This window comes from Oscillibacter acetigenes (assembly GCF_025567605.1).
Taxonomy (GTDB): domain Bacteria; phylum Bacillota; class Clostridia; order Oscillospirales; family Oscillospiraceae; genus Oscillibacter; species Oscillibacter welbionis.
The window spans coordinates 25,381-47,253 of the sequence record NZ_JAOQKG010000007.1 but is presented as its reverse complement, the minus strand read 5'-3'; the positions used below and the strand labels follow the sequence as shown (position 1 = coordinate 47,253).

Annotated in this window: 18 protein-coding genes; 3 read left to right on the top strand and 15 right to left on the bottom strand. The window is 55.8% G+C overall.

The genetic code is table 11. The features are described from left to right. The 6 genes from OCV80_RS14110 to OCV80_RS14085 form a co-directional block, all read right to left on the bottom strand. Positions 1 to 738, bottom strand: a 738-nt coding sequence (locus OCV80_RS14110; RefSeq protein WP_267288491.1) for an HAD family hydrolase, incomplete at its 3' end; no start/stop codon positions are given. Next, the gene (locus tag OCV80_RS14105; protein WP_025545008.1) at positions 738 to 1,370 is read right to left on the bottom strand and encodes a hypothetical protein; all 633 of its coding nucleotides are present in this window, start codon (positions 1,368 to 1,370) and stop codon (positions 738 to 740) included. The genes OCV80_RS14110 and OCV80_RS14105, both read right to left, overlap by 1 nt. Before the next feature lie 97 nt (positions 1,371 to 1,467). Beyond that, complete coding sequence (locus OCV80_RS14100; protein ID WP_119311752.1) at positions 1,468 to 2,658, bottom strand: ABC transporter substrate-binding protein; 1,191 nt, start codon at positions 2,656 to 2,658, stop codon at positions 1,468 to 1,470. 104 nt (positions 2,659 to 2,762) lie between these two features. Beyond that, the gene (locus tag OCV80_RS14095) at positions 2,763 to 3,884 is read right to left on the bottom strand and encodes an ABC transporter ATP-binding protein (protein WP_119311753.1); all 1,122 of its coding nucleotides are present in this window, start codon (positions 3,882 to 3,884) and stop codon (positions 2,763 to 2,765) included. A 32-nt stretch (positions 3,885 to 3,916) separates the two neighbouring features. Next, on the bottom strand, positions 3,917 to 5,755 hold the full coding sequence (locus OCV80_RS14090; protein ID WP_021749953.1) for an ABC transporter permease: 1,839 nt from the start codon (positions 5,753 to 5,755) through the stop codon (positions 3,917 to 3,919). A gap of 240 nt (positions 5,756 to 5,995) precedes the next feature. Further along, positions 5,996 to 6,730, bottom strand: a complete 735-nt coding sequence (locus OCV80_RS14085) for an HAD family hydrolase (RefSeq protein ID WP_025545005.1) — start codon at positions 6,728 to 6,730, stop codon at positions 5,996 to 5,998. 404 nt (positions 6,731 to 7,134) lie between these two features. Between OCV80_RS14085 and OCV80_RS14080 the strand changes: the two genes are divergently transcribed. Together OCV80_RS14080 and OCV80_RS14075 are read left to right on the top strand one after the other, a co-directional pair. Continuing rightward, positions 7,135 to 7,863, top strand: a complete 729-nt coding sequence (locus tag OCV80_RS14080; protein ID WP_267288490.1) for a PHP domain-containing protein — start codon at positions 7,135 to 7,137, stop codon at positions 7,861 to 7,863. Then, positions 7,860 to 8,738: a PfkB family carbohydrate kinase gene (locus OCV80_RS14075; RefSeq protein WP_267288489.1), complete on the top strand. Its 879-nt coding sequence runs from the start codon at positions 7,860 to 7,862 to the stop codon at positions 8,736 to 8,738. The genes OCV80_RS14080 and OCV80_RS14075 overlap by 4 nt, the downstream gene beginning before the upstream one ends. An 861-nt stretch (positions 8,739 to 9,599) precedes the next feature. On the opposite strand, the gene gdhA is transcribed toward OCV80_RS14075, so the two are convergent. The 4 genes from gdhA to OCV80_RS14055 all read right to left on the bottom strand — a co-directional run bounded on the left by gdhA (position 9,600) and on the right by OCV80_RS14055 (position 14,210). Further along, the gene (gdhA, locus tag OCV80_RS14070; protein ID WP_119311755.1) at positions 9,600 to 10,949 is read right to left on the bottom strand and encodes an NADP-specific glutamate dehydrogenase; all 1,350 of its coding nucleotides are present in this window, start codon (positions 10,947 to 10,949) and stop codon (positions 9,600 to 9,602) included. 118 nt (positions 10,950 to 11,067) lie between these two features. Further along, complete coding sequence (locus tag OCV80_RS14065; RefSeq protein ID WP_160117454.1) at positions 11,068 to 12,222, bottom strand: pyridoxal phosphate-dependent aminotransferase; 1,155 nt, start codon at positions 12,220 to 12,222, stop codon at positions 11,068 to 11,070. A 43-nt stretch (positions 12,223 to 12,265) separates the two neighbouring features. Continuing rightward, a complete protein-coding gene (locus OCV80_RS14060; protein ID WP_136891238.1) occupies positions 12,266 to 13,105 on the bottom strand; it encodes a hypothetical protein in 840 nt (279 codons plus the stop codon). Positions 13,106 to 13,115: 10 nt separating this feature from the next. Further along, positions 13,116 to 14,210, bottom strand: a complete 1,095-nt coding sequence (locus OCV80_RS14055) for a M20/M25/M40 family metallo-hydrolase (RefSeq protein WP_119311757.1) — start codon at positions 14,208 to 14,210, stop codon at positions 13,116 to 13,118. A gap of 155 nt (positions 14,211 to 14,365) precedes the next feature. On the opposite strand from OCV80_RS14055, the gene OCV80_RS14050 reads away from it, so the two are divergent. After that, on the top strand, positions 14,366 to 16,021 hold the full coding sequence (locus tag OCV80_RS14050) for a PucR family transcriptional regulator (RefSeq protein ID WP_267288488.1): 1,656 nt from the start codon (positions 14,366 to 14,368) through the stop codon (positions 16,019 to 16,021). A 60-nt stretch (positions 16,022 to 16,081) separates the two neighbouring features. Here the strand turns inward: OCV80_RS14050 and OCV80_RS14045 are convergent, their stop codons facing one another. From OCV80_RS14045 to OCV80_RS14025, 5 genes are all read right to left on the bottom strand, one after another. Next, positions 16,082 to 17,230 carry a DUF917 domain-containing protein gene (locus tag OCV80_RS14045; RefSeq protein WP_025544120.1) on the bottom strand — a complete coding sequence of 383 codons (1,149 nt, stop codon included), beginning with the start codon at positions 17,228 to 17,230 and terminating at the stop codon, positions 16,082 to 16,084. Between the two features lie 47 nt (positions 17,231 to 17,277). Further along, complete coding sequence (locus OCV80_RS14040; protein ID WP_119311759.1) at positions 17,278 to 18,930, bottom strand: ABC transporter substrate-binding protein; 1,653 nt, start codon at positions 18,928 to 18,930, stop codon at positions 17,278 to 17,280. 75 nt (positions 18,931 to 19,005) lie between these two features. Beyond that, positions 19,006 to 19,971 (bottom strand): ABC transporter ATP-binding protein, encoded by a 966-nt coding sequence (locus OCV80_RS14035; RefSeq protein ID WP_025544122.1) that lies wholly within the window; start codon positions 19,969 to 19,971, stop codon positions 19,006 to 19,008. Next, on the bottom strand, positions 19,961 to 20,980 hold the full coding sequence (locus OCV80_RS14030) for an ABC transporter ATP-binding protein (protein ID WP_025544123.1): 1,020 nt from the start codon (positions 20,978 to 20,980) through the stop codon (positions 19,961 to 19,963). The genes OCV80_RS14035 and OCV80_RS14030 overlap by 11 nt, the downstream gene beginning before the upstream one ends. After that, the gene (locus tag OCV80_RS14025) at positions 20,980 to 21,873 is read right to left on the bottom strand and encodes an ABC transporter permease (protein ID WP_025544125.1); all 894 of its coding nucleotides are present in this window, start codon (positions 21,871 to 21,873) and stop codon (positions 20,980 to 20,982) included. The genes OCV80_RS14030 and OCV80_RS14025 overlap by 1 nt, the downstream gene beginning before the upstream one ends.

Sequence of the window (21,873 nt, the reverse complement as noted above, 5' to 3'; positions counted from 1 at the left end):
GTCCAGCCAAGTCACCAGGTCCATCAGTGTTCCGATAACCTTGTCCGGCTGTGCCGCATCCGCGGCCACGTGCACATCCTTCTGCTCCGACAGGAAGGAACGGATCTGCACGGCCTTGGCAAAGCCCACCTGCTTGGGGCCGATGATGTCCCTGGAGACCGTGTCGCCCACATAGACGCACATTTCCGGCTTTGCCTGCATTTGCCGCAGGGCGATCCGGAAGATCTCCGGATGGGGTTTGCGATAACCGGTGACGCTGGAGACCGTTACATCCTCCATAAAGCCGCGGATGCCGTAGTCCTCCAGCACGCGGAACACATTGTACAGCGAGGCGTTGTTGGAGATAACGCCCAGGTGGTAGCCCCGGCTCTTCAGGGCCTGCAGCATCTCTGCCGCGCCGTCGCGGAGCTCCCGGTGGTAGAAGGTGACCTCCCACAGGTTGGCCAGCTCCTCGGTGATGGGCAGCAGCTTTTCCCGGTCAAAGGCAAAGTCCCGAAGATACCAGTCCGGCCAAATCTCCTCCGGCTTTTTCTCCAGCATATTCCCCTCGCTCCACTGCTTATAGGCCTTTACGCCGTCCGTGATCCGCTTCCAGAACACATCGTCCGGGCAGCCGGGCTCCAGGCCGTTGGCCCGCAGGACCTCCAGCAGCCTGCGGCAGGTCGCCCGCTGGGTGTCCTCGTTGTACCAAATATCCTCCAGAGTTCCGCCCATATCAAATAAAACGGTTGTCAGCATCAGGAATCCTCATCCTTTCCGTGTGTATTCCGCCGGCGGTGGCAGCCGGCATCCTCTCCGTCCTCAAACAACAGCATGGCATCCTCCTGGGGAGACCGCCGGGGCCGCTCTTCAGCAGCCGGGGCAGCAGGATGCGCTTTGGGGGCGGCATCAGCCTTGGTCCCGGCCGCCTCCCGCATCTCCTCCTGCAGAGTCTTCTGCACAGGCAGAGGATGGGTCTTTCTCAGCTTGAGATAGACCGGCCAAGCCACCGCGTTTCCGATCAGGGCCGGTGCCACACCATACAGGGTAATCAGCTGCACCATGGTTGCCCGCTGGTCTGTATCCAGCATCCAGGCTGCGAAGTAGAACATCACCAGAACCACCGCCAGCCCCACAAACCCGAACAGCGCCACCCGCTTGTCCCGCAGAAGGAACAGCAGGCTGCCGATTGCCGTCCCCGCCAATGCGATGATCAGCGTGTGCACGGCGTTGGTGGCTGCAGTGCTGGGCAGCGTAAGCTGCCGGTACAGCGGCTCTGCCAGCAGGGTATACAGAACCCCGTAGATGCAGAGGTCCAGCAGGGTGGCGAAAAAGCCTGCAATGGCAATGGGGCTCTTCCGCCGGTGATTCTTGTCAATGAATAGATTCATGCGCATATCTCCTTATCTGAGAGGGCCGGAATGGAGAGCCGGCGGACGGATTCCCGTCCGCCGGCCGTGTGAAGCAGCCAGGATCGCCGAAGTGCTGTTATCCGAGCATCTGCCAGAAGTCACGGACGGTCATGAACTCCGTGTAGATGGAATTGGGATCGAACGGGGAAACGTTCATCTCCTCATAGGGGACAGAGCCCTCAGCGGGTTCAATGTCGTCCCGGACAGGCCAGCCGCCCAGGGTGTTGAAGGGCTCGTAGCCGCTGGTATCGCCATCAATGCCGCCCATCATGAAGCGGATCAGCAGTTTGGCGGCAGCGGGATGCTCACAGCCTTCCACCACGTACAGGGTGTTGATGGCGGGTATGCCGGTGGTGGGATACAGGTTCACGGGAGCCAGGACCCAGCCGTTATCCTCGTTCTTGCGCAGCTTGGAGGAGGCGCAGAAACCAATGGGGGGATCGGACTGGCCGGGGGTGCCGACAGCCTCGGCAACCTCGTCAGAAGCGGAGGTGAAGATCGGCTCATTCTCACGCAGGCGCTTCAGGAACTCGTAGCCGGCGTTGGCGCAGCCCTCAGAGAGCACCAGCTCCTCGCCATACAGTTCCTCATAGGCGGCAGCCAGCTGATCCGGGGTATCACCCACGCAGAAGCCGGTAATCCAGGAGCCCCAGCCCACATTGTTCAGGGGATCCTGCATCAGGATCTTGCCCTTCCATTGGGGCTCGGTCACCTGCCAGATGTTGGTGACAGGGGAACCGTCAGGATAAGCCTCAGCATTGTAGAACAGCTGGGTCAGCTCAATGTACAGAGGGGTTTGCGTCTCTGTCAGGCTGGGATCAATATGGGCGAGGATGTCGGCAGGCTGATATATGTAAAAAATCTTGTTTTGCACATACTCATTGTACAGGGAGCCGTCCTCGTCCTTGATATGGACCACATCCGCCACATACTGGCCGGCCTCGTGCTCACGGGTGACCTTGTCCAGCAGGTCGTTGGTAGAGATATCAAAGGGCGTGCAGGTGATTTCGGGGTACTTGTCCATGAAGGCCTCCGCCACCTTGGTGCAGCGGGAGGAGATGGAGTACAGGGTGACCTCGCCGCCCTCGGCGATGGCCTGCTCATAGAGCTCCTCATCCGTCTCGTCCGTGGCGGTGATGTTGGCGGTTTCCTCCCAGGAGGTGGCGCCGGCATCCTCCGCCTCATCATCCGTGCCGCCGCAGCCGGTCACAGTAAACAGCATGACAGCAGCCAACAGGGCGCTCAATAGTTTCTTGTGCTTCAACATGGTTCTTTTCCTCCTTTAATCATTCTTCCTCAAATCGCTCTCTTTTATCGCAACGGCTGACGCCGCAGGATACTCCGGGATCGCTCGGATGATGGAAACGCGCATTAGCGGGAGTACTTGATCAGGCGTTTGGTAGAGGCGTCGAACACATTGACCTTCTTGGGCGGGTAGGAGAGATAGACCGTCTCATCGCCGGCGTAATGGGTGGAGCCCAGCTCCTTTACAGTAATCAGCTTCTCACCGACCCGGACGGAGACCAGGGTCTCGGAACCGGCGGGCATTCCGGCGTATACACGGGCCTCCACCTGCGCGGCGTCGGTCTTCTCACGGGAAATGGTGATCTGCTCCGGGCGGATGCCCAGAACCAGCTTCAGGTCGCCGGAGGCGGGCGCTTCAGGCGTCATGTCCTCCCGGGAGAACTCCAGGCGGCCCATGACACCGTCAACCGACAGCCCGGACGCGCCGGCGGTGCCCGAGGCCTCCACGAAGTTGATGCTGGGGTTGCCGATGAAGTCCGCCGTATAGAGATCGCAGGGGTTGTCGTACAGCTCCAGAGGCTTATCCACCTGGACCAGCTCGCCCTCACGGAACAGGGCGATCTTGGTGGACATGGTCAGCGCCTCCACCTGGTCGTGGGTGACGTAGATGATGGTGCTGCCGGTGTCGTGGTGCAGGCGCTTCAGCTCGGACCGCATATCCACGCGGAGCTTGGCGTCCAGGTTGGACAGGGGCTCGTCAAGCAGGAGCAGCCGGGGCTCTGACACGATGGCGCGGGCGATGGCCACACGCTGCTGCTGGCCGCCGGAGAGCTCGGTGGGATACCGCTTGGCGTACTGGCCGATCTGCATCCGTTCCAGGGCGCTGGCAACCATTTTTTCGATCTCCGCGGAGGGGATCTTTTTGATCTTCAGGCCGAAGGACACGTTCTCAAAGACAGTCATGTGGGGCCACAGCGCGTAGGACTGGAACACCAGGTTCAGGTTCCGCTGGGACGGGGGCGCGTAGTACGCCTCCGCCGCGTTGACGATCTCCTTGCCGTCCATGTAGATGAAGCCGTTCTGGGGCTTTTCCAGGCCGGACACCACCCGCAGCGTTGTGGTCTTGCCGCAGCCGGAGGGGCCCAGCAGCGTCATGAAGTCGCCGTCCTCGATGGTCAGGTTCAGATCTTTCAGAACGTGGTTCTTGCCATAGAATTTATCGATATGTTTTAATTCAATCTTGCTCATGTTCGTCGTCTCCTCTCAGTTCTCTGTCCGCGTCAGCCGGCCATGCTCTTGGCCAGGTCCGCCTTGCCGGAGAGATTCGCTATCGCATACACCAGGAACACAATAGAGAACATCACAATCGCCACGCAGTCAGATGCCTGCGGCGAGTTGCCGTTCTGGTACCGGAACGCCAGGTACGGCAGCGTGGAGGTGGTGGGGGTCATGATCAGGATGATCAGATCCAGCTCCTTCATGATGGAAACGAAGATCAGCATGAAGCCGGAGATGAAGCCGCCTTTGGACAGGGGGAACACAATCTTCACGAACCGGCGGAAGAATCCGGCGCCCTCGATGGTGGCCGCCTCTTCCAGCTCACCGCTGATCTGCAGCATGTTGGAGGTGCCGGCCCGCGCCGCGAAGGGCAGATGCTTCACCACGGACACCAGCGTCAGCAGAGCGAAGGTGCCGTACAGGGCGGGCACCAGGGTCACGCCGAAGATCTGCTGGGGCTGGGAGAACATGGACAGATAGATGCCGCCGAACGCCACGGACGGGATCAGATAGGGGATGAACACCAGCTGTTCCACCAGCTTGCCGTGGAGCCTGCCGCGGCCCTTGGCGGTGATGTAGCCAAGCAGCTGGCCGAAGATGGTGCCGAACACGCCGTTCACGAGAGTCAGGCGCAGGGAGTTGAACAGGGAGTTGATGAACTCGTCATTCTTGAAGATGCCCGGCAGCCCCTCCATAATCTGGGGATTGGATTCGCCAATCCAGTAGTGGAGGGTAAAGTTGTCCAGGGAGTAGATACCTTCCTTGAGCATGAAGCTCTCCATGACCAAGATGACGATTGGCATGATGATGCCCACTGCGAAGAACACGAACAGCGCCGCAGTGATAACCGGCCTGCCTACCTTCCCAAGGCCGATCAGGGTGGATCGGCCGCCCTTGCCGCCGATGGTGGCGTAGGACTTGCGGGAGCCGATCAGCTTCTGGTTGACGAACACGGCGATGGAGGCAATAATAATCATCAGGATCGCCATGGCAAATCCGGTCTGCGTATCCCGGGAGTTGATATTCATGTACAGCTGGCTGGACAGGGTGTAGTACTGCACCGGAGAGCCCAGATAGTTGATGGTTCCGAAGGTGCCGATGGCCTTGGAGAAAGTCAGGATCACGGCCGACAGGATGGCCGGCAGCACCAAAGGCAGAGTGATCTTCCGCAGGATCATGGCCTTGCCCGCGCCCTGGATCTCACCCATCTCCTCCAGCTCGGAGTTGATGGAGTTCAGTGCTGAGGATACCAGCAGGTATGTATAGGCGTAATAATGAAGGGTCAGCACGATGATGATGGCGACAGGGCCATAGGCCAGCCACTCCGGCACATCCAGCCCCAGGGAGGCCATGAAGCCGGGCGCGCCGCCCAACCTCGCTGTCTTGAACATGGACAGCCACGCCTGGGATTTGCACCAGGAGGGGATCATGTAGGGGATAATCACCGCCAGGGAGAAAAACTTCTTGAAGGGCAGATCCGACCGGACCATCAGCCAGGCCAGAATGGAACCCAGCAGGATGGCGCACACGGACACGCAGACGCCGATGACCAGGGAGTTGATCAACGGCTTGATCAGCATGGTCCAGGACAGCTCACTGGCCAGCAGCCGCTGCCAGTAGTACAGGGTAAAGTCGCCGGCCTTGCCGCCGCCCACAGCCCGGATGTCCCGCTGGGCCAGCTCAAAGGTGGTGGCGATCATGTCCAGCAGCGGCAGGACGATCAGATAGACCAGCAGAACGACGGCGATCAGTACGATGATGTTGTAGGGATTTGTCACCACTGCCTTGATCTGATTCTTCAGCCGCCGGCTTTTTGAATACGTTTGCTCTTGCGGTTTCATCTTCCTCTTGCACCCTCTCTCCTCAGTTCCTCTTGTTGTTTGTGTTAAATATCGCAAACGTTTTCGTTTCTATGCGATTTCAAATTTAACATTCGTTCATACTTTTGTCAAGAACTATACCGCATATTTAATAAAGTATCCAATAAAATTATTCTAATTTTGGTTATTTCGTTGTCTTGCAAAATTCAAATCCGAACGGCTCACACAAACGTTTTCCGGGATTTGAAAAAAATGATGCGTTCACTTCAGCGGCGGCAGCAACTCCAGCAATTCCGGGAACGTATCGATCACTGCATCCGGCCGCGTCTCCTCCGTGAACTCCACAGGATGCTTCTTCTCCGGAGACCGGAAGATGATGTTGCAGCCGATTCCCGCAGCCTTGGCCCCTGGAATATCTCGCTTGATGTTGTCCGCCACGGAGACGCAGTCTGCCAGATCCACCCCCAGTTCCCGGGCTGCAATGTGGTAAATCTCCGCGCCAGGCTTGCGCAGATGGCACACGGAGGAGAGCACCACACTGCCAAAATACGGGGCCAGCCGATCCTCCTCCAGCCAGTCGGGCACCTCGTGCTCGCCAATCAGGTTGGACACAATGCCCAGCTTGTATCCCCGCTCGTGCAAGGTTCGGATCACTTCTGCCCCGCCGTCCACCACCACACGCCGGCCTTTGGACTGGCGGTACTCAAAGGACAGCTCATGGCAGACCTGGGCAATGCGCTTCTGGTCATAGTCCGGCAGCAGCCACCGGCACCAGAGCTCCCGGTCGCCAGCCTCCTTGTTCTCTCCCAGGGCCCAGCGGCGATAGGACTCGTAGCGGTCTTCTACCAACTGATAGAAGTCCTCCACCTGCAGCGGTGCCCCCGCCAGCTCCGTCATCTTCCTGCGGGCATGGCGCATATAGGGCTCATCCTCCAGCGCAATCCGAAGGGTGCCGCCCAAGTCGAACAGGACGGCCCTGTACCTTTTTTCGTTCATCCTTCCTCCTTATCCGCAGACAGGCAGATGCTCTCTGGATCCGCTGCCCACTCGTCTTATGCGCCGAATGCAAACGTTTTCGATTTTCTGTCTTTATTCTATGGTAGATTACTTTTCTCTGTCAAGGGGAGGAACCGCCAAAGACACTCCCCTGTTTTTGCCATTTTGACCAAAAGTCCAGAAATCGCAGTTTTATATTGACTTTTCTGACAAAACTCTATATATTTCAATGCAGAAGTGTACTTCTCTTTCTTGCGGGCGGAGTTGCGTCGCAGAATCGAAAACGTTTGCATTTTCGAGGACTTTTTGGTGGAAAAACCGGCTTTTGTCTGCCCTGTTCCAAGGCGCTGCCCCCCTCCCGCAGTTTGAGCATGACAGTCTGAATCATGGAAAGAAGGCATTTTATGGACGGATACCTGTTTGACCCCCACACTCACACGGCGGAAACCAGCAAGTGCGGCCACCTGCCGGCGGCGGAGGTGGTGGACCGCTATGTGCGCCATGGCTTCTCCGGACTGGTTGTGACGGATCATCTCCACCCGGAGTACCTCTCCCGGATTGACACAGACCACGATTGGAATAAGGTCATAGACCACTATCTCTCCGGCTACCGCGCCTCCAAACAGCGGGGCGACGAGGTGGGCTTCCAAGTGCTGCTCGGCGCGGAACTGCGATTTCCCGAAAATGACAACGACTACCTGGTGTACGGCATTGATGAGGCGTGGCTGCGATCCAACCCCTACGTTTGCTGCATGAGCGCCCGGGAGTTCTTCCAGAAATTCCATAACCAGGTGCTTATTATCCACGCCCACCCCTATCGGGACGGCAACACTACGGTGTTTGAGGACGCGATTCACGGTACGGAGATCATCAACGGCAATCCCCGGCACGACAACTACAATGACCGGGCTCTAGAGCTGGCCCGCCGCCATCCAGAATACTACCGCCTGGCGGGATCCGACACCCATCAGAGTGGGGACGAGGCCCGGGCCGGCGTGATCCTGCCAGAGAGGCCCGCCGACTCCTTTGCCTACAAGACCTTGATTTGGCAGCACCGTTTCCACCTCTGGAGCCCGGAGTTCCAGTCCTTTGTGGACACGGATGAGGAAATGCGGAAGGAGAAACAGAAATGAGCCAGTTTGACTCTCTGATCATCGGCGAGGTGGCACAGGACACCAATGTGGACTATGACGGCACCACCGTCCATGCCGTGGGCGGCGCCGTGTACTACTCCGGCTTCGCCGCCGCCAACACCGGCCACAAGACCGCGGTGCTCCCCAAGGCGGACACGGCCCAGGTGGACCTGGCCGCCGCCTTCGCCCCAGCCCCAAATGTGACCGTCTATCCCCTGCACAGCAGGACCTCCTTTGTCACAAAAAACGTCTACCACACCCCGGACCGGGAGCGGCGCACCTCCACCGTGGACAGCGTCATCGAACCATACCGCACCGAGGAGGTGCCGGATATCGATGCGGCGATCTGGCATCTGGCGGGCCTGGCAGCGGGCGACATTCCCAACGAGATGATCCCCTTTGCCGCCCGGCACGCCATGGTGGCCATCGACGTGCAAACCATGCTGCGCTGGGTGGAGAACGGCGGCATGGTCTATCACGACTGGGCAGAGAAAAAGGAGCTGCTGCCGTATGTCCGATTTCTCAAGACCGACGCGGCAGAGGCGGAGATTCTGACAGGTCTCACCGACCGGGCTGAGGCCGCCAGACAGCTTTACCAGTGGGGCGCCAAGGAGATTCTCATCACCCATAACACGGAGGTGCTGGTCTACGATGGTCGGGAGATCTACACATGCCCCATCCGGGCCAGAAACCTCTCCGGCCGGACCGGGCGGGGCGACACCACCTTTGCCGGCTACATCAATGAGCGGCTGACTGCTGACATCCCCACCGCCCTCCGCTTCGCCACCGCCTTAGTGTCCCTGAAGATGGAGACCCCCGGCCCCTTCCCCGGCACCCGGGCGGATGTAGATGCCTATCTGAAGGAATTCTACTGAGCGCCATTTCCGTATCCATCTCCCGAAATCACCAAGACGGCTGCCAACCCGGCAGCCGTCTTTTCAGCTCTGCTCCGAAGAAGGAGCAACCAACTTCTGCAAATGTGACTATCTTCACCCCAGATGATACCATGAAGTTCAAAGCCGAGGCTCTCCGCACCTGGGGAAACAGGACACGCATCTACCAGAATGCGGGATGTGCCTCTCAACGAGGCCTCGGTGGACGCCATCCTGGATCTGAGAGCGGAGTGGTACTTCGTAGAAGACGCGTCGATCATCGCTGACGAGCACGAAGGCTATACCCGAACGGTACTACCGCATCCTGAAGGCGGCTGAGCTGAAGCAGCGGGGGCTCCATACTCTGCTTCGCCGCCAATCTGGTTAACAGCATCAAACAACCGGATGGGACGCTCGGCTCCCTTTCCCCCCGGCAGGTGGCCGTCCTCCTTAGACAATCCGCCTCGGAGATTACGGAGCTCTACTATGTGAAAAAGGACGCCTCCGCTTGACAGGGATCACGACAGGATTCGATCTCTGAGGTATGCGAAAAAAGAACTCCCCTGGCCAGCAGGCAACTGGCCAGGGGAGCAAAATTTTAAAGCTAAAATGATGCTGTAGCAGACAGAAACAAGACTTTCATGGGTCGGGGAAATCAATATGCAGCCGCGCATTTATGGAGCCGCATATTAAAGGGCGCAAAATCAAAGGGCGTCGGGTGGCACCCCGGCGCCCTTTGGCTTTTGGCAGACATTGCGTGAAACTGCAGTTCTCAAACCTCGCGAGAGGGGAGCGGCCGCATCTGCCTGTTCTGGGTGGTTTGTATTCAGGCTATGCGGCTGAGGATCCGTGAGAGGCCTCGCCTCAAAAGACGCCCTGCTCCATCATGGCCTCAGCCACCCGCTTGAAGCCGGCGATGTTGGCGCCCGCCACCAGGTTGTAGCCCAGGCCGTACTCCTCCGCAGCCTCCACGCTCATCTGGTAGATGGTGTTCATGATCCGGTGCAGCTGCGCGTCCACCTCTTCCGCCGTCCACACCAGCCGCTCGCTGTTCTGCGCCATCTCCAGTGCGCTGGTGGCCACGCCGCCTGCGTTCACCGCCTTGCTGGGCGCCACGATCATCCCGGGCTGCTCCATCAAGAACCGCAGCGCGTCGTTGGTGGTGGGCATGTTCGCCACCTCAATGTAGTACTTCACGCCGTTGGCCGCGATCTGCTTCGCCTGCTCCATGTGCACGTCGTTCTGCATGGCCGAGGGCATCACCACATCCGCCTTCACCCCCCAAGGCTTCTCACCGGGGAAGAACTCCACGCCGAACTTCTCCGCGTAGTCCTGTACCCGGTTGCGGCCGCTGGAGCGCATCTCCACCAGATACGCAATCTTCTCCTCCGTGGCTACGCCGTCCGGATCATAGATATATCCGTCCGGGCCGGACAATGTCACCACCTTGGCCCCCAGCTGCGTTGCCTTCCTGCAGATGCCCCAGGTCACGTTGCCGAAGCCCGCGCAGGCGATGGTCTTGCCCGCGATCCGCTCCCCCTCGTGCTCCAGCACGTTCTGGAGATAGTATACCGCGCCGTAGCCCGTGGCCTCCGGCCGGATCAGGCTGCCGCCGTAAGAGAACCCCTTGCCCGTCAGCACACCGTTCTCCCAGGCCCCCTTCAGCCGCCGGTACTCGCCGAAGAGATACCCGATCTCCCGGCCGCCCACGCCCATGTCCCCGGCGGGCACGTCCACATCCGGCCCGATGTACCGGTACAGCGCCTGCATGTACGCCTGGCAGAACCGCATGATCTCCGCGTCCGACTTCCCCGCCGGGTCGAAGTCCGCGCCGCCCTTGCCGCCGCCGATGGGCAGACCCGTCAGAGAGTTCTTGAAGATCTGCTCAAAGCCCAGGAATTTGATGATGCCGGGATATACGTTGGCCTGGAACCGCAGGCCGCCCTTGTAGGGCCCCAGCGCGCCGTTGAACTGGCACCGGTAGCCGATGTTCGTGTGCCACTGACCCTGATCGTCCTCCCAGGAGACCCGGAAGGTGAACATCCGCTCCGGCTCCACCATCCGGTTCAGCAGGTCCACCTTCTCATACTCCGGGTGCTTCTCGATCACCGGCTCCAGAGAGGAGAACACCTCCTCCACCGTCTGCACGAATTCCGGCTCGTTGCCGTGCTTCTTCTTCACGTTCTCGATCACGCTGGTGAGATATGTGTTCATGGCTGTTTTAATCCTCCTTTATTTTATCAAGAACAGTTCTCAACCTTGCGAATTAGGAAAACGGACAATCCTTCCTTTCGAAAATGTAAGGCGTATATTTCCCCAAGCTTCTGTGGGCTCAAAGGCCCTTTACAAAAGCCTCCATTCGCCGCAACCCCTCCTGGATGCTTTTCTCGCTGGTGGCGTAAGACAGGCGGATAAATCCCTCGCCGCCTTGGCCAAAGCCTGTGCCGGGCACGACAACCACATGTTGCTCCTGCAGCAGCCGCATCGCAAACTCCTGGGATTTCAGTCCAGTCCCGGAAATATTGGCAAATGCATAGAATGCGCCCTTTGGCCACAGACAGCTAATCTTTTCAATATTATTGAGTCCCTTGACAATCAGCTCCCGGCGACGGCGATACTGGCACTTCATTTCTTCCACGCAGTCCTGGTTTCCTGTAAGCGCCGCCACCCCGCCCCACTGAACGCCTTCATTCACAGAAGAAAGTACGTTTTCCAGAAGCTTTGTCATAACAGTCGTGACTTCTAAAGGCGCAGCGCTCCAAGCTAAACGAAAGCCTGTCATAGCATATTTCTTAGAAAAGCCGTCTACCACTACTGTACGCTCTTTCATCCCCGGAAAACTGGCAATACTGGTATAAGGCTCCCCATCCCAAATCAGTTCGCGATAAATCTCGTCTGTAAGAACATACAGGTTTCGCTCTTTTGCCAGATCCGAAATTTGGCGCAGGTTTTCCGCGCTGGCTACACCGCCGGTTGGATTGGAAGGCGAATTGATCAAGATAACTTTGGTCTTTGGCGTAATCGCATTCCGCAGGTCGTCAATCTCGTACATGAATCCGTTTTCTTCCTTGACTTTCACAGGAATGGGGACGGCACCTACCTGCATCATCAGGCCTTTGTAATTGGCCCACCCGGGGTCTGGCAGCAACACCTCATCTCCGATATCCAACATGGCGGTGCAGGCAAGATTCAGCAGACTGATTGCGCCGGCCCCAATCAGGATCTCACTCGGCTGATAATCCAGCCCCCGCGCCTGATAAGTCGCAGCCACGGCCTTCCGCAAAGCAGGAATGCCGGTATTGGGCGTATAGTGGGTTTCCCCGCGCCGAAAGGAGGCTACCGTCGCATCAACGACATGCTGCGGGGCCGTAAAGTCCGGTTCCCCCAACGCGAAGCTGATGACATCCTTCATTCCTGCTTGCATAGCGAACATTTCTCGAATTAGAGAGCCAGGAATCTGCTTGCTTTTCTTCGAAACTATTGACATATCTATATTTTCCTTTCTGTCCTTTCGAGTTCCATTATTCGGTCTAGGCATATCCATGCGCATGTTGTCCTCGGTATACACAGGAGAGATGCTCCCGACAGCCCGACGCACCAGGACGACATTCCAGAAGGCTCTCCTCACATCCACCCAGCGGGCGGGTAGAGCACTGTCCCGCCAGCGTCCAAATGGCGTCTACATCTCTGTCCGCCCCCCATACTTGAATGAGAGAACCGCCTTCCGCTCCTTGAATGCCGCCTTTTCCAATCAGGACTGATTTCACAGGCGCCAGCATAGAGATGGCATCCAACTCCGTAATCACTTCTCCAGCTAATGGAAGCAGTCCGCAGGCCATCCCATGGGAGGCTGAGACATGTTTTCTTTGAGACAACGCTACTGCTGATGAGATATTTCCGGACGTTAGTTTTTCTGTCCCTGCTGCTATGAGGACCCGGATTCCTTCGGTCTCAATGGCACTAAGCGCCGCGCCATAGCTACCGCCCCCGGGACTCCCCGCAAGAAGAGCCGCTCCGCCGCTGCAATCAATTAAATTCGCTCCAGTAACCAATACACATTCCGGTCCAAACTTCAAAAAGGCATCTCTCTCCAAGCCATCCAGGGACCGTATGCCCTGCCGGCTGAGAAGTACCGTATGTGGATTGGAGCTCTCTTTCAAATTGGCCACAGCCCCGCGGCATGTTACCCGGCCGCACAGCCTCAGGTGCGATCCCGTCAGAATGGCGCTGAGACAGGAGGTTGTGGTTCCGCCCTTCAAAATTAATGTTCCATTTTCCAGTGCGGTCTGAACTTCCGGCCGCCTGGAAATTGCCTCGGCAATCAGCCACTTTGCGGCATTCACACTCAAAAAAATCTGAACACGTTTCAAATTTTTTACCTCATGTTGTCAAAACCCTCAGCAAAACTTCTGTTGTCGAAATCATGTCTTCAAACAGGATATGTTCCTTGCACCCGTGAACTTCCTGCATACCTACCCCGATATTGATAGCAGCCAGACCATTTTCAACCAGCCATGTGATGTCGCTGCCGCCGAGCGTCTGTTCAATGACCGGTGTGATGCCAATACTGCGCATGGCCTCACAGGTCTTTTCAATAATGGGTGCGGTAACCGGAATACAAAACGCATTAGAGACCCGGTTCTCGGTTTTGCAGAATTTTGCGCCCCAGGCCTGACAAACCTTTTCCACGTGGCCGCAAATATTCTGTACAATCGACTGGAGCTCCTCCTCCTCGTAGGAGCGAACCTCCACATCAAAATCCGCTTTCTCTGGGACGATGTTGGTTTGCCCGGGGCAGAGCAAATTGGCCACGTTGACAACGCTAATTTCCGACACACGGCCGCATTCGATGCCGGAAATACACTCTGCCACAGCTTTCAGAGCATGGATGCCTTTTTCAGGAGAAACGCCCGCATGTGCGCTCTTTCCTTGGATAGAAAAGTGAATCTTCATATATGCAGCCGCCTGGTTCACCAAGTGCCCCACATCCTCATTGTCTAAAACAATGGCCTCTTTGCTGATAATTTTGCTGTAGTCAGCGTATTTGGAGCCGAGAATGCCGTTTTCCTCACAGATAGTCAGCAGAAATTCGATCGGCCGATGCGGCAAGCCTTTCTCAACAATCGTCTGGACAGCCTCCATAGCTGCAGCAATACCGGCTTTATCATCACTGCCTAGAATTGTGGTTCCATCGCTGTATATGACCCCATCTCTCAAAATAGGAGAAATCCCATAGCCCGGGGCCACAGTGTCCATATGGGCGCAAAGAAGCAGAGGAGCGCCTGTACCTGGTAGAATCGCATGGAGATTCCACCCGTTGGAGCCGAACATTTCCCCAATCTCCTGTCGTTCCCAATGGAGTCCAAGAGAAGTCAATTCTTCCTCCATCATGATGCAAAATTCTCGCTCTTGATAGGTCTCGCTGGCACAGGTAACATATTGGAGAAAGCGTTGCAGCAAACGTTCTTTGTTCATACTAACATCCTCTCATTCATTCCGCAAAATGCGTCTCTTTGTCATTGGCAAACTGATCGTAACATGCTATAATATGTTAAATTGTCCACGAAACCTTTCTGCTAGTAGTCACCCGAACACCCGCAGATGTATAACAGCTCAGGAGGGGATGTGAAATGGCTCTTACCGTCGCCGATGTATTAAAGCTGAAGCCCTTTGCCACCGGCAAGGTAATCGCAGGGGAAAACGGTGTTACCCGTAAAGTTGAGCACGTCAGCGTGATGGAGGTGGATATCACAGAATGGTTTTCCTCAGAGCTGGTTCGAGGTGCCTCTTTGGAAATTTCCTCAATGTATGCCCTGGTCGACCATCCTGAGCGGCAGGTGGAAGCCATCCGACGCCTGAACAAGAGCGGAGCTGCCGGGCTTGTCCTCTGTTATGTGGGAACAGTTTTAAAGGACGTCTCTCAGGAGCTCATTGATGTGTGCAACGAACTGGATTTTCCTTTGATTGTGATGTTTTCTCTGGTAGGCTACAAAGAGATTATCCGTGCTGTATCCGATGCGCTTTTGGGGCTTGATAATCAAAAGCTGCGAGACGCCATTGACATCTATGAATATGTGACGGAACTGCTGATGGAGAGCAGGAACAACTCCTCGCTGGTCATGTCTCTGGAACATATGCTGGAAAAGCGCGTGATGTACTTTGATCAAAATGCCGAGCCCATCTACATCTCCGGCTTTTCCAGAGCGCGAATCCAGATGGTTGAACGGTATATCAAAAATCATTTCTCAGAGTTTTTGCTCCACCATTCCAGCCAGACCATTTCCTGCCCGGGGATAGATGAGCAGCTCTATCTGCGCCCAATCTATAATAAGGCATTCTATTTTGGCACTTTGGTAATTGTAGGGTGCAGGTTTTCTGATTTGGATAAAATTGCGATTGCCCAGATCTGCAATGCCTTGAGCATTTCCAGTCTAAGCCAGATCAGCATCAGCCAGCAGCAAGAAAAACTGCGCACAGATTTTATACGGGATCTGTTGACCATCCATCTATCTGAAGAGGATATCTTTCGCCGCAGCACAGCGATTCACTGCGACATCTCCCAGGTAGAGGGATGTATTGTGCTGGATATCTGCAATTTCAAGCAGTTGATCAAACAATACAGCGAGGAGAAAATCGCTTCTTTAAAATGTGACTTTTATGAGTTGGTGCAAAGCGAACTCAGCGCTTTAGGGGACAGGAGTATCTGCTGTGTACTGAGTGATAAGGTCGTAATCCTCCATATTCAGACGCCCAAGCAAACGATTTTGCAGGTAGCCCGTTCTCTCCAGCGGGTCCTTAAGCGCAAAAATATTGAGGTTTCCGCCGGAATTGGATATCGCTGTAAAAGTGTGCGGGATATCCAAACCAGCTACGAAACCGCAAGACTGGCGCTGCAAATTGCAACCTCTGGTTTTGCGCCCTCTACCTGTGTGGACAGCGAGGAGTTTCCCGCCTATATGATGCTGCTTCAGACTTATCAGGCCGACCCTGGACTGGTCCCGCAGTTGATTGACCGTCTTTTAGCCCCTGTCCGGCAATATGATCAAACCCGAAACGGTGCCTTGGAAGAGACCTTCCGCGCACTTTTGCGCTGCGACATGAATTACAATCTGGTTGCCGAACAGTTGTTTTTTCATAAAAACACCGTTCTTCAGCGCAAGCAAAAAATTGTATCTCTGTATAAGGAGGATCCTTTTCAGTTGCCATTGCGCCGCCAGTTTGAATTCGCGTTTATTTTAGAGGGCTTATACGTGCGGAAGGGTTCCTCTGATTCCGGCGATATTTAAAGATTCCCGGTTGTCGATGCAACTCATTCGACAACCGGGAATCTTCTTCACGGCAGATACTCAGGCGTTTTCTTGGCGCAGGACTTCCGCCATCGGAACATGGTCAAACTCAAAATCATAGTAGCGGGGGTTCATAACGGAGAATGGCTTTCCTGAATTGTATTGCTCCCGGGCGGGCACGCCTACGATGCTGACAAAGTCGCCAACTTCAATTACCGTGTTGGTCAACGGATGGCAGGTCTTTGTATCCACGCATTGAACGATATCAGGGCTGGTAATCCATGGCTTGCCGTTCTTCCACATCACATGATACTCATTCTCGAACCACAGCTTATAGGTATTGCCAGCAAACTCGTCCACACCTTCCAGCTCCAGCGTGCCATAGTACAGGCCGTCGATGGTCTTTCCCTCTTTTTTGACCATCTTCGTTTTTGCCAGAACATAACCGCCGGCGGCTTCCGCTGCCGCGGCCACGGGGTCCTTCCCTACCTCGTTGGCCTCCCGAATGGTCTTGCCAATCTTGAAGCACTGGCTGAGCGTGCCGGGGACCAGCGCGTCCTTGACTTCCTTACCGGACATGATGTAGCACGCGTGGGCTACCATACCGAAGCCGGAGTCAGCCAGCATCTTGCCGTTGCGCTCGATCATCTGGCTGTTCACACAGCGCGTCAAGATATTGGTGTCGCCATAGCCGTTGACGATGGCCACCGGCAGACAGGGCTTATCCATAACAAGCGGCAGCGCCTGGGTCATCTGCGGATAGGCACGCCCCGCGGCGTCCGCGTCGATATACGTCAGGCCCTTGTCGAATCCAACGGACATGGGCATGCAGCTGTTTCCGCCGCCCAGCTCAATGGCAAACAATGCGCTGATCTTCTTCCCGGTGTATTCCTCCAGGACATCCAGGGACTTGGAAAGCATCTCCTGGGGAGAATAGGGCGGATCAACGGGCACGCCGTTGCGCTTTTGCTTGGCAATGATCTCATCTGTTTTGGGGGCGATAGAGCCCATCAGAAAAACAGACGCATAGGTGTCATCATCCTTCAGATCGTCAAAGCTGGTTACCTGGAGGGGCTTCCCCTTCTCCAACACCTCTGTCAGGGCTACGATGCCGGCCTCAGGGTCACCGCCGCCACCGCAGCCGAAGAAGCAGCAGCCAGTGGCAAAATCCTGAATATCCTGCTTTGTCTTTAACTCAAACGCAACCATAAAAGCGCTCCTCACTTTCTAACTTATCATATAACTGTTGCGTAGGATTACCGATCTGTATAAATGCTGATGTCTGGCATGTACATATCCATGCCCAGCGCATAATACTTCAGTTCACCGGTTTCATTGTAATAGTCCGCAACAGGCCAATCAATGTATGTGGACTGATACGCATAGGGATTCGCCATATCGGCGACTGGTGCCGACGCACACAGCTCTGCCATCACATAGTCCTGCAGTTCCATGGCAGCGGCATTTCTCTCATCTGTATCCAGAATGGTGACAGCAGTGTCCAACCGTTCATCCAGCTCCGGCGTGGAAACCCAGGTGGGATTCTCAAACGTTCCCTGGGTTGCGCTGCCAAATAGAGTGCGCATCACAGAAGCGGCGTCATTGACAGAGGGCGTGATGTTGCAGGTAGATACATTCGGCGCACTATCCGGGTTGGAAATCTGCTCCTGATAGGTCAGCCAGGGACCCTTCCGGATATTCATAGTGATGCCGACTTGCGCGCAGTTGGCCTGCAGGGACAGCATCATTTTTTCCAGAGCTGGAGCCGAATCCAGGAGGAAACACTCCAGTTCAATGTCCTGATATGTGTCCGCATACCTCGACTGGGCCAAGTATTCCTTCGCCTGCTCAATATCATAGTTATAAGTCGTACAGCTGTCGTTATGGCCGTTGATTGCGGAGGAGACCGGTCCGACGCTACGCTCTGCGCCGTAGAATACAGGGCCGAGGAAACTCTCATAGTCCAGCAGGCAGGACAACGCCTTGCGGTAGTTCAGATCGTCTGTGGGGGCGGCCTGCGTATTAAAGAAGATATACTGGGTGCAGGCCCATGTGGTAAATGCCAGTTCAACCCCCTCAATCTCATCCAACGCCTCATAGTTTTCCGGAGCAAACCACGGAGAAGAAATTTCCAGCTCCTGATTGGCCATCATAGTCTGCTGGGTACTGGGCTCAGTCAGATAAATAGCCTGAAACTGCTCGGGGGCATTTTCGCGGCCCTCCCAGCCCATATGCCAGTCAGGGAAGCGGCTTGCTAGGAAATAATCAGAATGCACCATCTCTGTAGCTGTGTAGGGACCAGAGCCAGCGTCGTTGTCCAGCAGCCAGGCCATGGCATAGTCGCCATATTCGCCGTAGGTGCCGTCATCCACAATATTGGCCATGACCGTCTCTTCGTCCAAAATGTACAGGTGCCAGATGATGCCCATAAAAGAACCCAGAGGCTCGGCGAGAACAAATCTCACTGTGTAATCATCGTCCGCCACGCATTCCTCCACGGTGTCGAAGAGGTACGCAAATCCCTGTCCAATCGTTTTGAAGCGGTTAAAGGAAAACACGACATCGGAAGCTGTCAGGTCGTTTCCGCTGTGGAACTTCACGCCCTCCTTCAGATGGAAGGTATACTCCAATCCATCCGGGCTGGCCTCCCAATCGGTGGCCAGGTTCGGCGTTTCATCTGGATAGGTGAGATTATCATACAGATTTTCAACACATACGCTGCCGACCAAGTCCGTAATCACCGCCGGATCAATCTTGGGCGTACTGTCCGCAGAGAAGCGGATGATGCTGGGGCGGGTGCCGTCTCCCGTCTGAGCGTCTGCCGGGTCGCCCGCAGTGTCTCCGCCGCACCCGGACAGCAGGCCGACGCAGCTCAAAAGGGCCAGGACCAATGCAAGAATTCGTTTCATAATCTTCCTCCTTTATTACAGTCGTATAATTTACACCTCCGGCGGCAGCCGAAAAGCGTGTACAGAGAGAATGCCCTATTTATCTATCAAATGACAGCGGACCGTATGCCCTGGCTCCACCTCCCGCATCACCGGGTCTTCTTTTGTGCACCGCTCGCATTTGTAGGGGCAGCGGGTGTGAAAACTGCAGCCCGTCGGCACATTGACCGGGGACGGAATTTCCCCCACGCACTCCACTGCCTTTGGTTTGATGGTCTCGTCCTCCTCCGAAACTACCGGGATCGAGGACAGCAGCATCTGTGTATAGGGGTGCAGCGGATTTCGATAGAATGTCTCGGTGGGGGCGATTTCGCAAATCTTGCCCAGATACATGATCGCCACCCGGTTGGAGACGTTCCGCATTACGCCCATGTCGTGGGTGATGAACATATAGGTGAGGTTCTGCTCCTTCTTCAGCTTGATGAGCATGTTGATGATCTTGGCCTGGATGGAGACATCCAGAGAAGAGGTTGGCTCATCCAGAATGATGAACTTGGGATTGCAGCACAGTGCCCGGGCTATGGAGACCAGCTGCTTCTCACCGCCACCGATGGAGTTAGGCGACTTGTACATGAAGTCGGCGGGAAGTTCTACCATCTCCAGAATCTCAAGGATCTTATCGTCAATCTCGTTCTTGGGAACTACCTTATGTACCTTCAGCGGCAGACTCAGAATGCTGCGCACATCCTGATAGGGGTTTAGGGAAGAGCCGGGATCCTGAAAGACGATCTGCGCCTCGCGGCGGAATTTCATGCTCCTCTTCCGCTTGGTCTCCTTTGTGAAAACCTCGCCCTCAAAGTCGATCTCGCCGCCCGTCATCCCGTACATGCCCATAACGGTATAGGCAATCGTGCTCTTTCCGGAGCCGGACTCACCCACAAGGCCCATGACATCCCCATGGTTGATGGTCAGGTCCACGCCATCCACTGCCCGCACAAACCGGTCTTTTCCCACAGGAAAGTACTGCTTCAGGTTCTTTAATGTCAATAACTCATTCGACATGGCCGTCTCCCCTCTCCTTGGCAGGTCCCTTGTCCTCATAGAGGAAGCAGGACACCGCATGATTTTCTGCAGCCATGTATGTGCCCGGTTTTTCCTGCTTGCAGCGTTCTGTGCAATGAGGGCAGCGGTTGAAGAACCGGCACCCCTTTGGTGGATTTACATAACTTGGAATGTAGCCGTAAATGCCGGCTGAAATTCCGCCGCCGGTAAGCCGCGGCACACATGCCAGCAAGCCTTGGGTATACGGATGCAGCGGATTTTTGAAAAGCTCAGCGGTATCGCAGTTCTCCACGATGTTTCCCGCGTACATGACGTAAATACGGTCCACCAGCTCTCGGACCACGCCCAGCGAGTGGGTGATCATGATCAAAGAGCGCTTTTCCTCCTCCACCAGCCTGCGCAGAAGCTTGTGGATCTGCCCCTGAACCGTGACGTCCAGCGCGGTACCGGGCTCATCCGCGATCAGCAGCTGACGGGGCGTCAGAAGCGATGTGGCAATGCAGATTCTCTGCCGCATACCGCCTGATAACTGGTGCGGGTACGAGTTCAGAATGCGGTCCGGGTCCGGAATCATCACGCTGTCAATCGCCTTCCGGGCCGCGTCCAGCATTCCCTTTTTGTCATGCTTATCAAACTGCCCGGAGTATTTCAGCACATCCATCATCTGCTGGCCGATCGTGAATACAGGGTTCAATGCCGCCATGGGCGACTGGGAGATCATGGAGATCTTGCGGCGCCGTAGATCCAAAAGCGCCTTCGCATCCATGGCCAGGATATCCTCACCGCCAAACAGGAGCTTAGACCCCTCTCCCACCTTGATACCCCGTTCGTCCAGTGTCCGCATGACCATTTTCATCGTTGTGGTCTTTCCGCAGCCGGACTCGCCCACAAGGCCGATTTTTTCGCCCTTACCCACGTACAGATTGATGTGATCCACCACTTCGGCAAAGCCCCGATATGTCTTGTACCATACAGAGAGATCCTGAATATCCAGCAATTTTTCATCCATCACTGTTTCCCCCTGTCCAGCATATCCCGAATTCCGTCGCCCAAGAAGTTAAAGCCAAGGATGACAAACACAATGGCAAGGGCGGGGAATGCCGTCATCCACCAATAGTCCGGCATGTAAGTCGACCCTTCGGAGATCATCGTGCCGAAGGACGGCGTGGGGGGCTGTTCGCCCAGGCCGATAAAACTCAGGGATGCGCCCAGCAGAATAACCCAGCCAACGTCCAGCGCCATCTTTGTCAAAACCGGGGACAAGCAGTTGGGCAGCAGTTCCTTGAAGAGAATATGCGCCCTGCTCGCGCCGACAAGTTCGGCATTCTTGATAAAGTACTCCTTGCTATATCCGGTCGCCATACTATAGACCAGTCTTGTATACCATGGCCACCAGGAAAGGGTCACCGCAATCATGGTATTCGTCATGTTCGGCTCCATGAGGGAGGCTATGGTCATGGCCAGCACCAGTGACGGCAACGCCAGGAAAATATCCGTCATGCGCATGATGACGGTGTCCACCCAGGTGTGGTGATAATATCCCGCCAGAAGACCCAGAAACGTCCCCACGGGAACAGAGATCGCCAGTACCACCACTGCCATTTTCAGGGCGCCGCGGAATCCGAAAATCACGCGGGAGAGGATGTCCCGCCCCGTCACATCCGTCCCGAACCAAAACGTGGCGTTAGGTGCCACGCCGGCATTGGCCAGATCCACATAGGCGCCGGCATGTTCCGGAAACGGCGCCACATACGGGGCAAAAATTGCGAAAATCAGGGAGATCACCACAATGGCCAATCCCACCATGGACAATTTGTTGCTGCGGAAGTTATACCAGTAAATACAGAAATTCTCCCGGGTGGATGGCTTCAGAAAGCCTTTTTTCTTTTTGGCTGCATCCAT

What these genes read in the sequence shown, in the direction of transcription:
- gdhA (WP_119311755.1), bottom strand. Translation starts at nt 10,949, where the DNA reads ATGAACACATATCTCACCAGCGTGATCGAGAACGTGAAGAAGAAGCAC.
- OCV80_RS14065 (WP_160117454.1), bottom strand. Translation starts at nt 12,222, where the DNA reads ATGTCAATAGTTTCGAAGAAAAGCAAGCAGATTCCTGGCTCTCTAATT.
- OCV80_RS14085 (WP_025545005.1), bottom strand. Translation starts at nt 6,730, where the DNA reads ATGAACGAAAAAAGGTACAGGGCCGTCCTGTTCGACTTGGGCGGCACC.
- OCV80_RS14030 (WP_025544123.1), bottom strand. Translation starts at nt 20,980, where the DNA reads ATGGATGAAAAATTGCTGGATATTCAGGATCTCTCTGTATGGTACAAG.
- OCV80_RS14055 (WP_119311757.1), bottom strand. Translation starts at nt 14,210, where the DNA reads ATGAACAAAGAACGTTTGCTGCAACGCTTTCTCCAATATGTTACCTGT.
- OCV80_RS14100 (WP_119311752.1), bottom strand. Translation starts at nt 2,658, where the DNA reads ATGTTGAAGCACAAGAAACTATTGAGCGCCCTGTTGGCTGCTGTCATG.
- OCV80_RS14050 (WP_267288488.1), top strand. Translation starts at nt 14,366, where the DNA reads ATGGCTCTTACCGTCGCCGATGTATTAAAGCTGAAGCCCTTTGCCACC.
- OCV80_RS14090 (WP_021749953.1), bottom strand. Translation starts at nt 5,755, where the DNA reads ATGAAACCGCAAGAGCAAACGTATTCAAAAAGCCGGCGGCTGAAGAAT.
- OCV80_RS14035 (WP_025544122.1), bottom strand. Translation starts at nt 19,971, where the DNA reads ATGTCGAATGAGTTATTGACATTAAAGAACCTGAAGCAGTACTTTCCT.
- OCV80_RS14045 (WP_025544120.1), bottom strand. Translation starts at nt 17,230, where the DNA reads ATGGTTGCGTTTGAGTTAAAGACAAAGCAGGATATTCAGGATTTTGCC.
- OCV80_RS14040 (WP_119311759.1), bottom strand. Translation starts at nt 18,930, where the DNA reads ATGAAACGAATTCTTGCATTGGTCCTGGCCCTTTTGAGCTGCGTCGGC.
- OCV80_RS14105 (WP_025545008.1), bottom strand. Translation starts at nt 1,370, where the DNA reads ATGAATCTATTCATTGACAAGAATCACCGGCGGAAGAGCCCCATTGCC.
- OCV80_RS14080 (WP_267288490.1), top strand. Translation starts at nt 7,135, where the DNA reads ATGGACGGATACCTGTTTGACCCCCACACTCACACGGCGGAAACCAGC.
- OCV80_RS14075 (WP_267288489.1), top strand. Translation starts at nt 7,860, where the DNA reads ATGAGCCAGTTTGACTCTCTGATCATCGGCGAGGTGGCACAGGACACC.
- OCV80_RS14095 (WP_119311753.1), bottom strand. Translation starts at nt 3,884, where the DNA reads ATGAGCAAGATTGAATTAAAACATATCGATAAATTCTATGGCAAGAAC.
- OCV80_RS14025 (WP_025544125.1), bottom strand. Translation starts at nt 21,873, where the DNA reads ATGGATGCAGCCAAAAAGAAAAAAGGCTTTCTGAAGCCATCCACCCGG.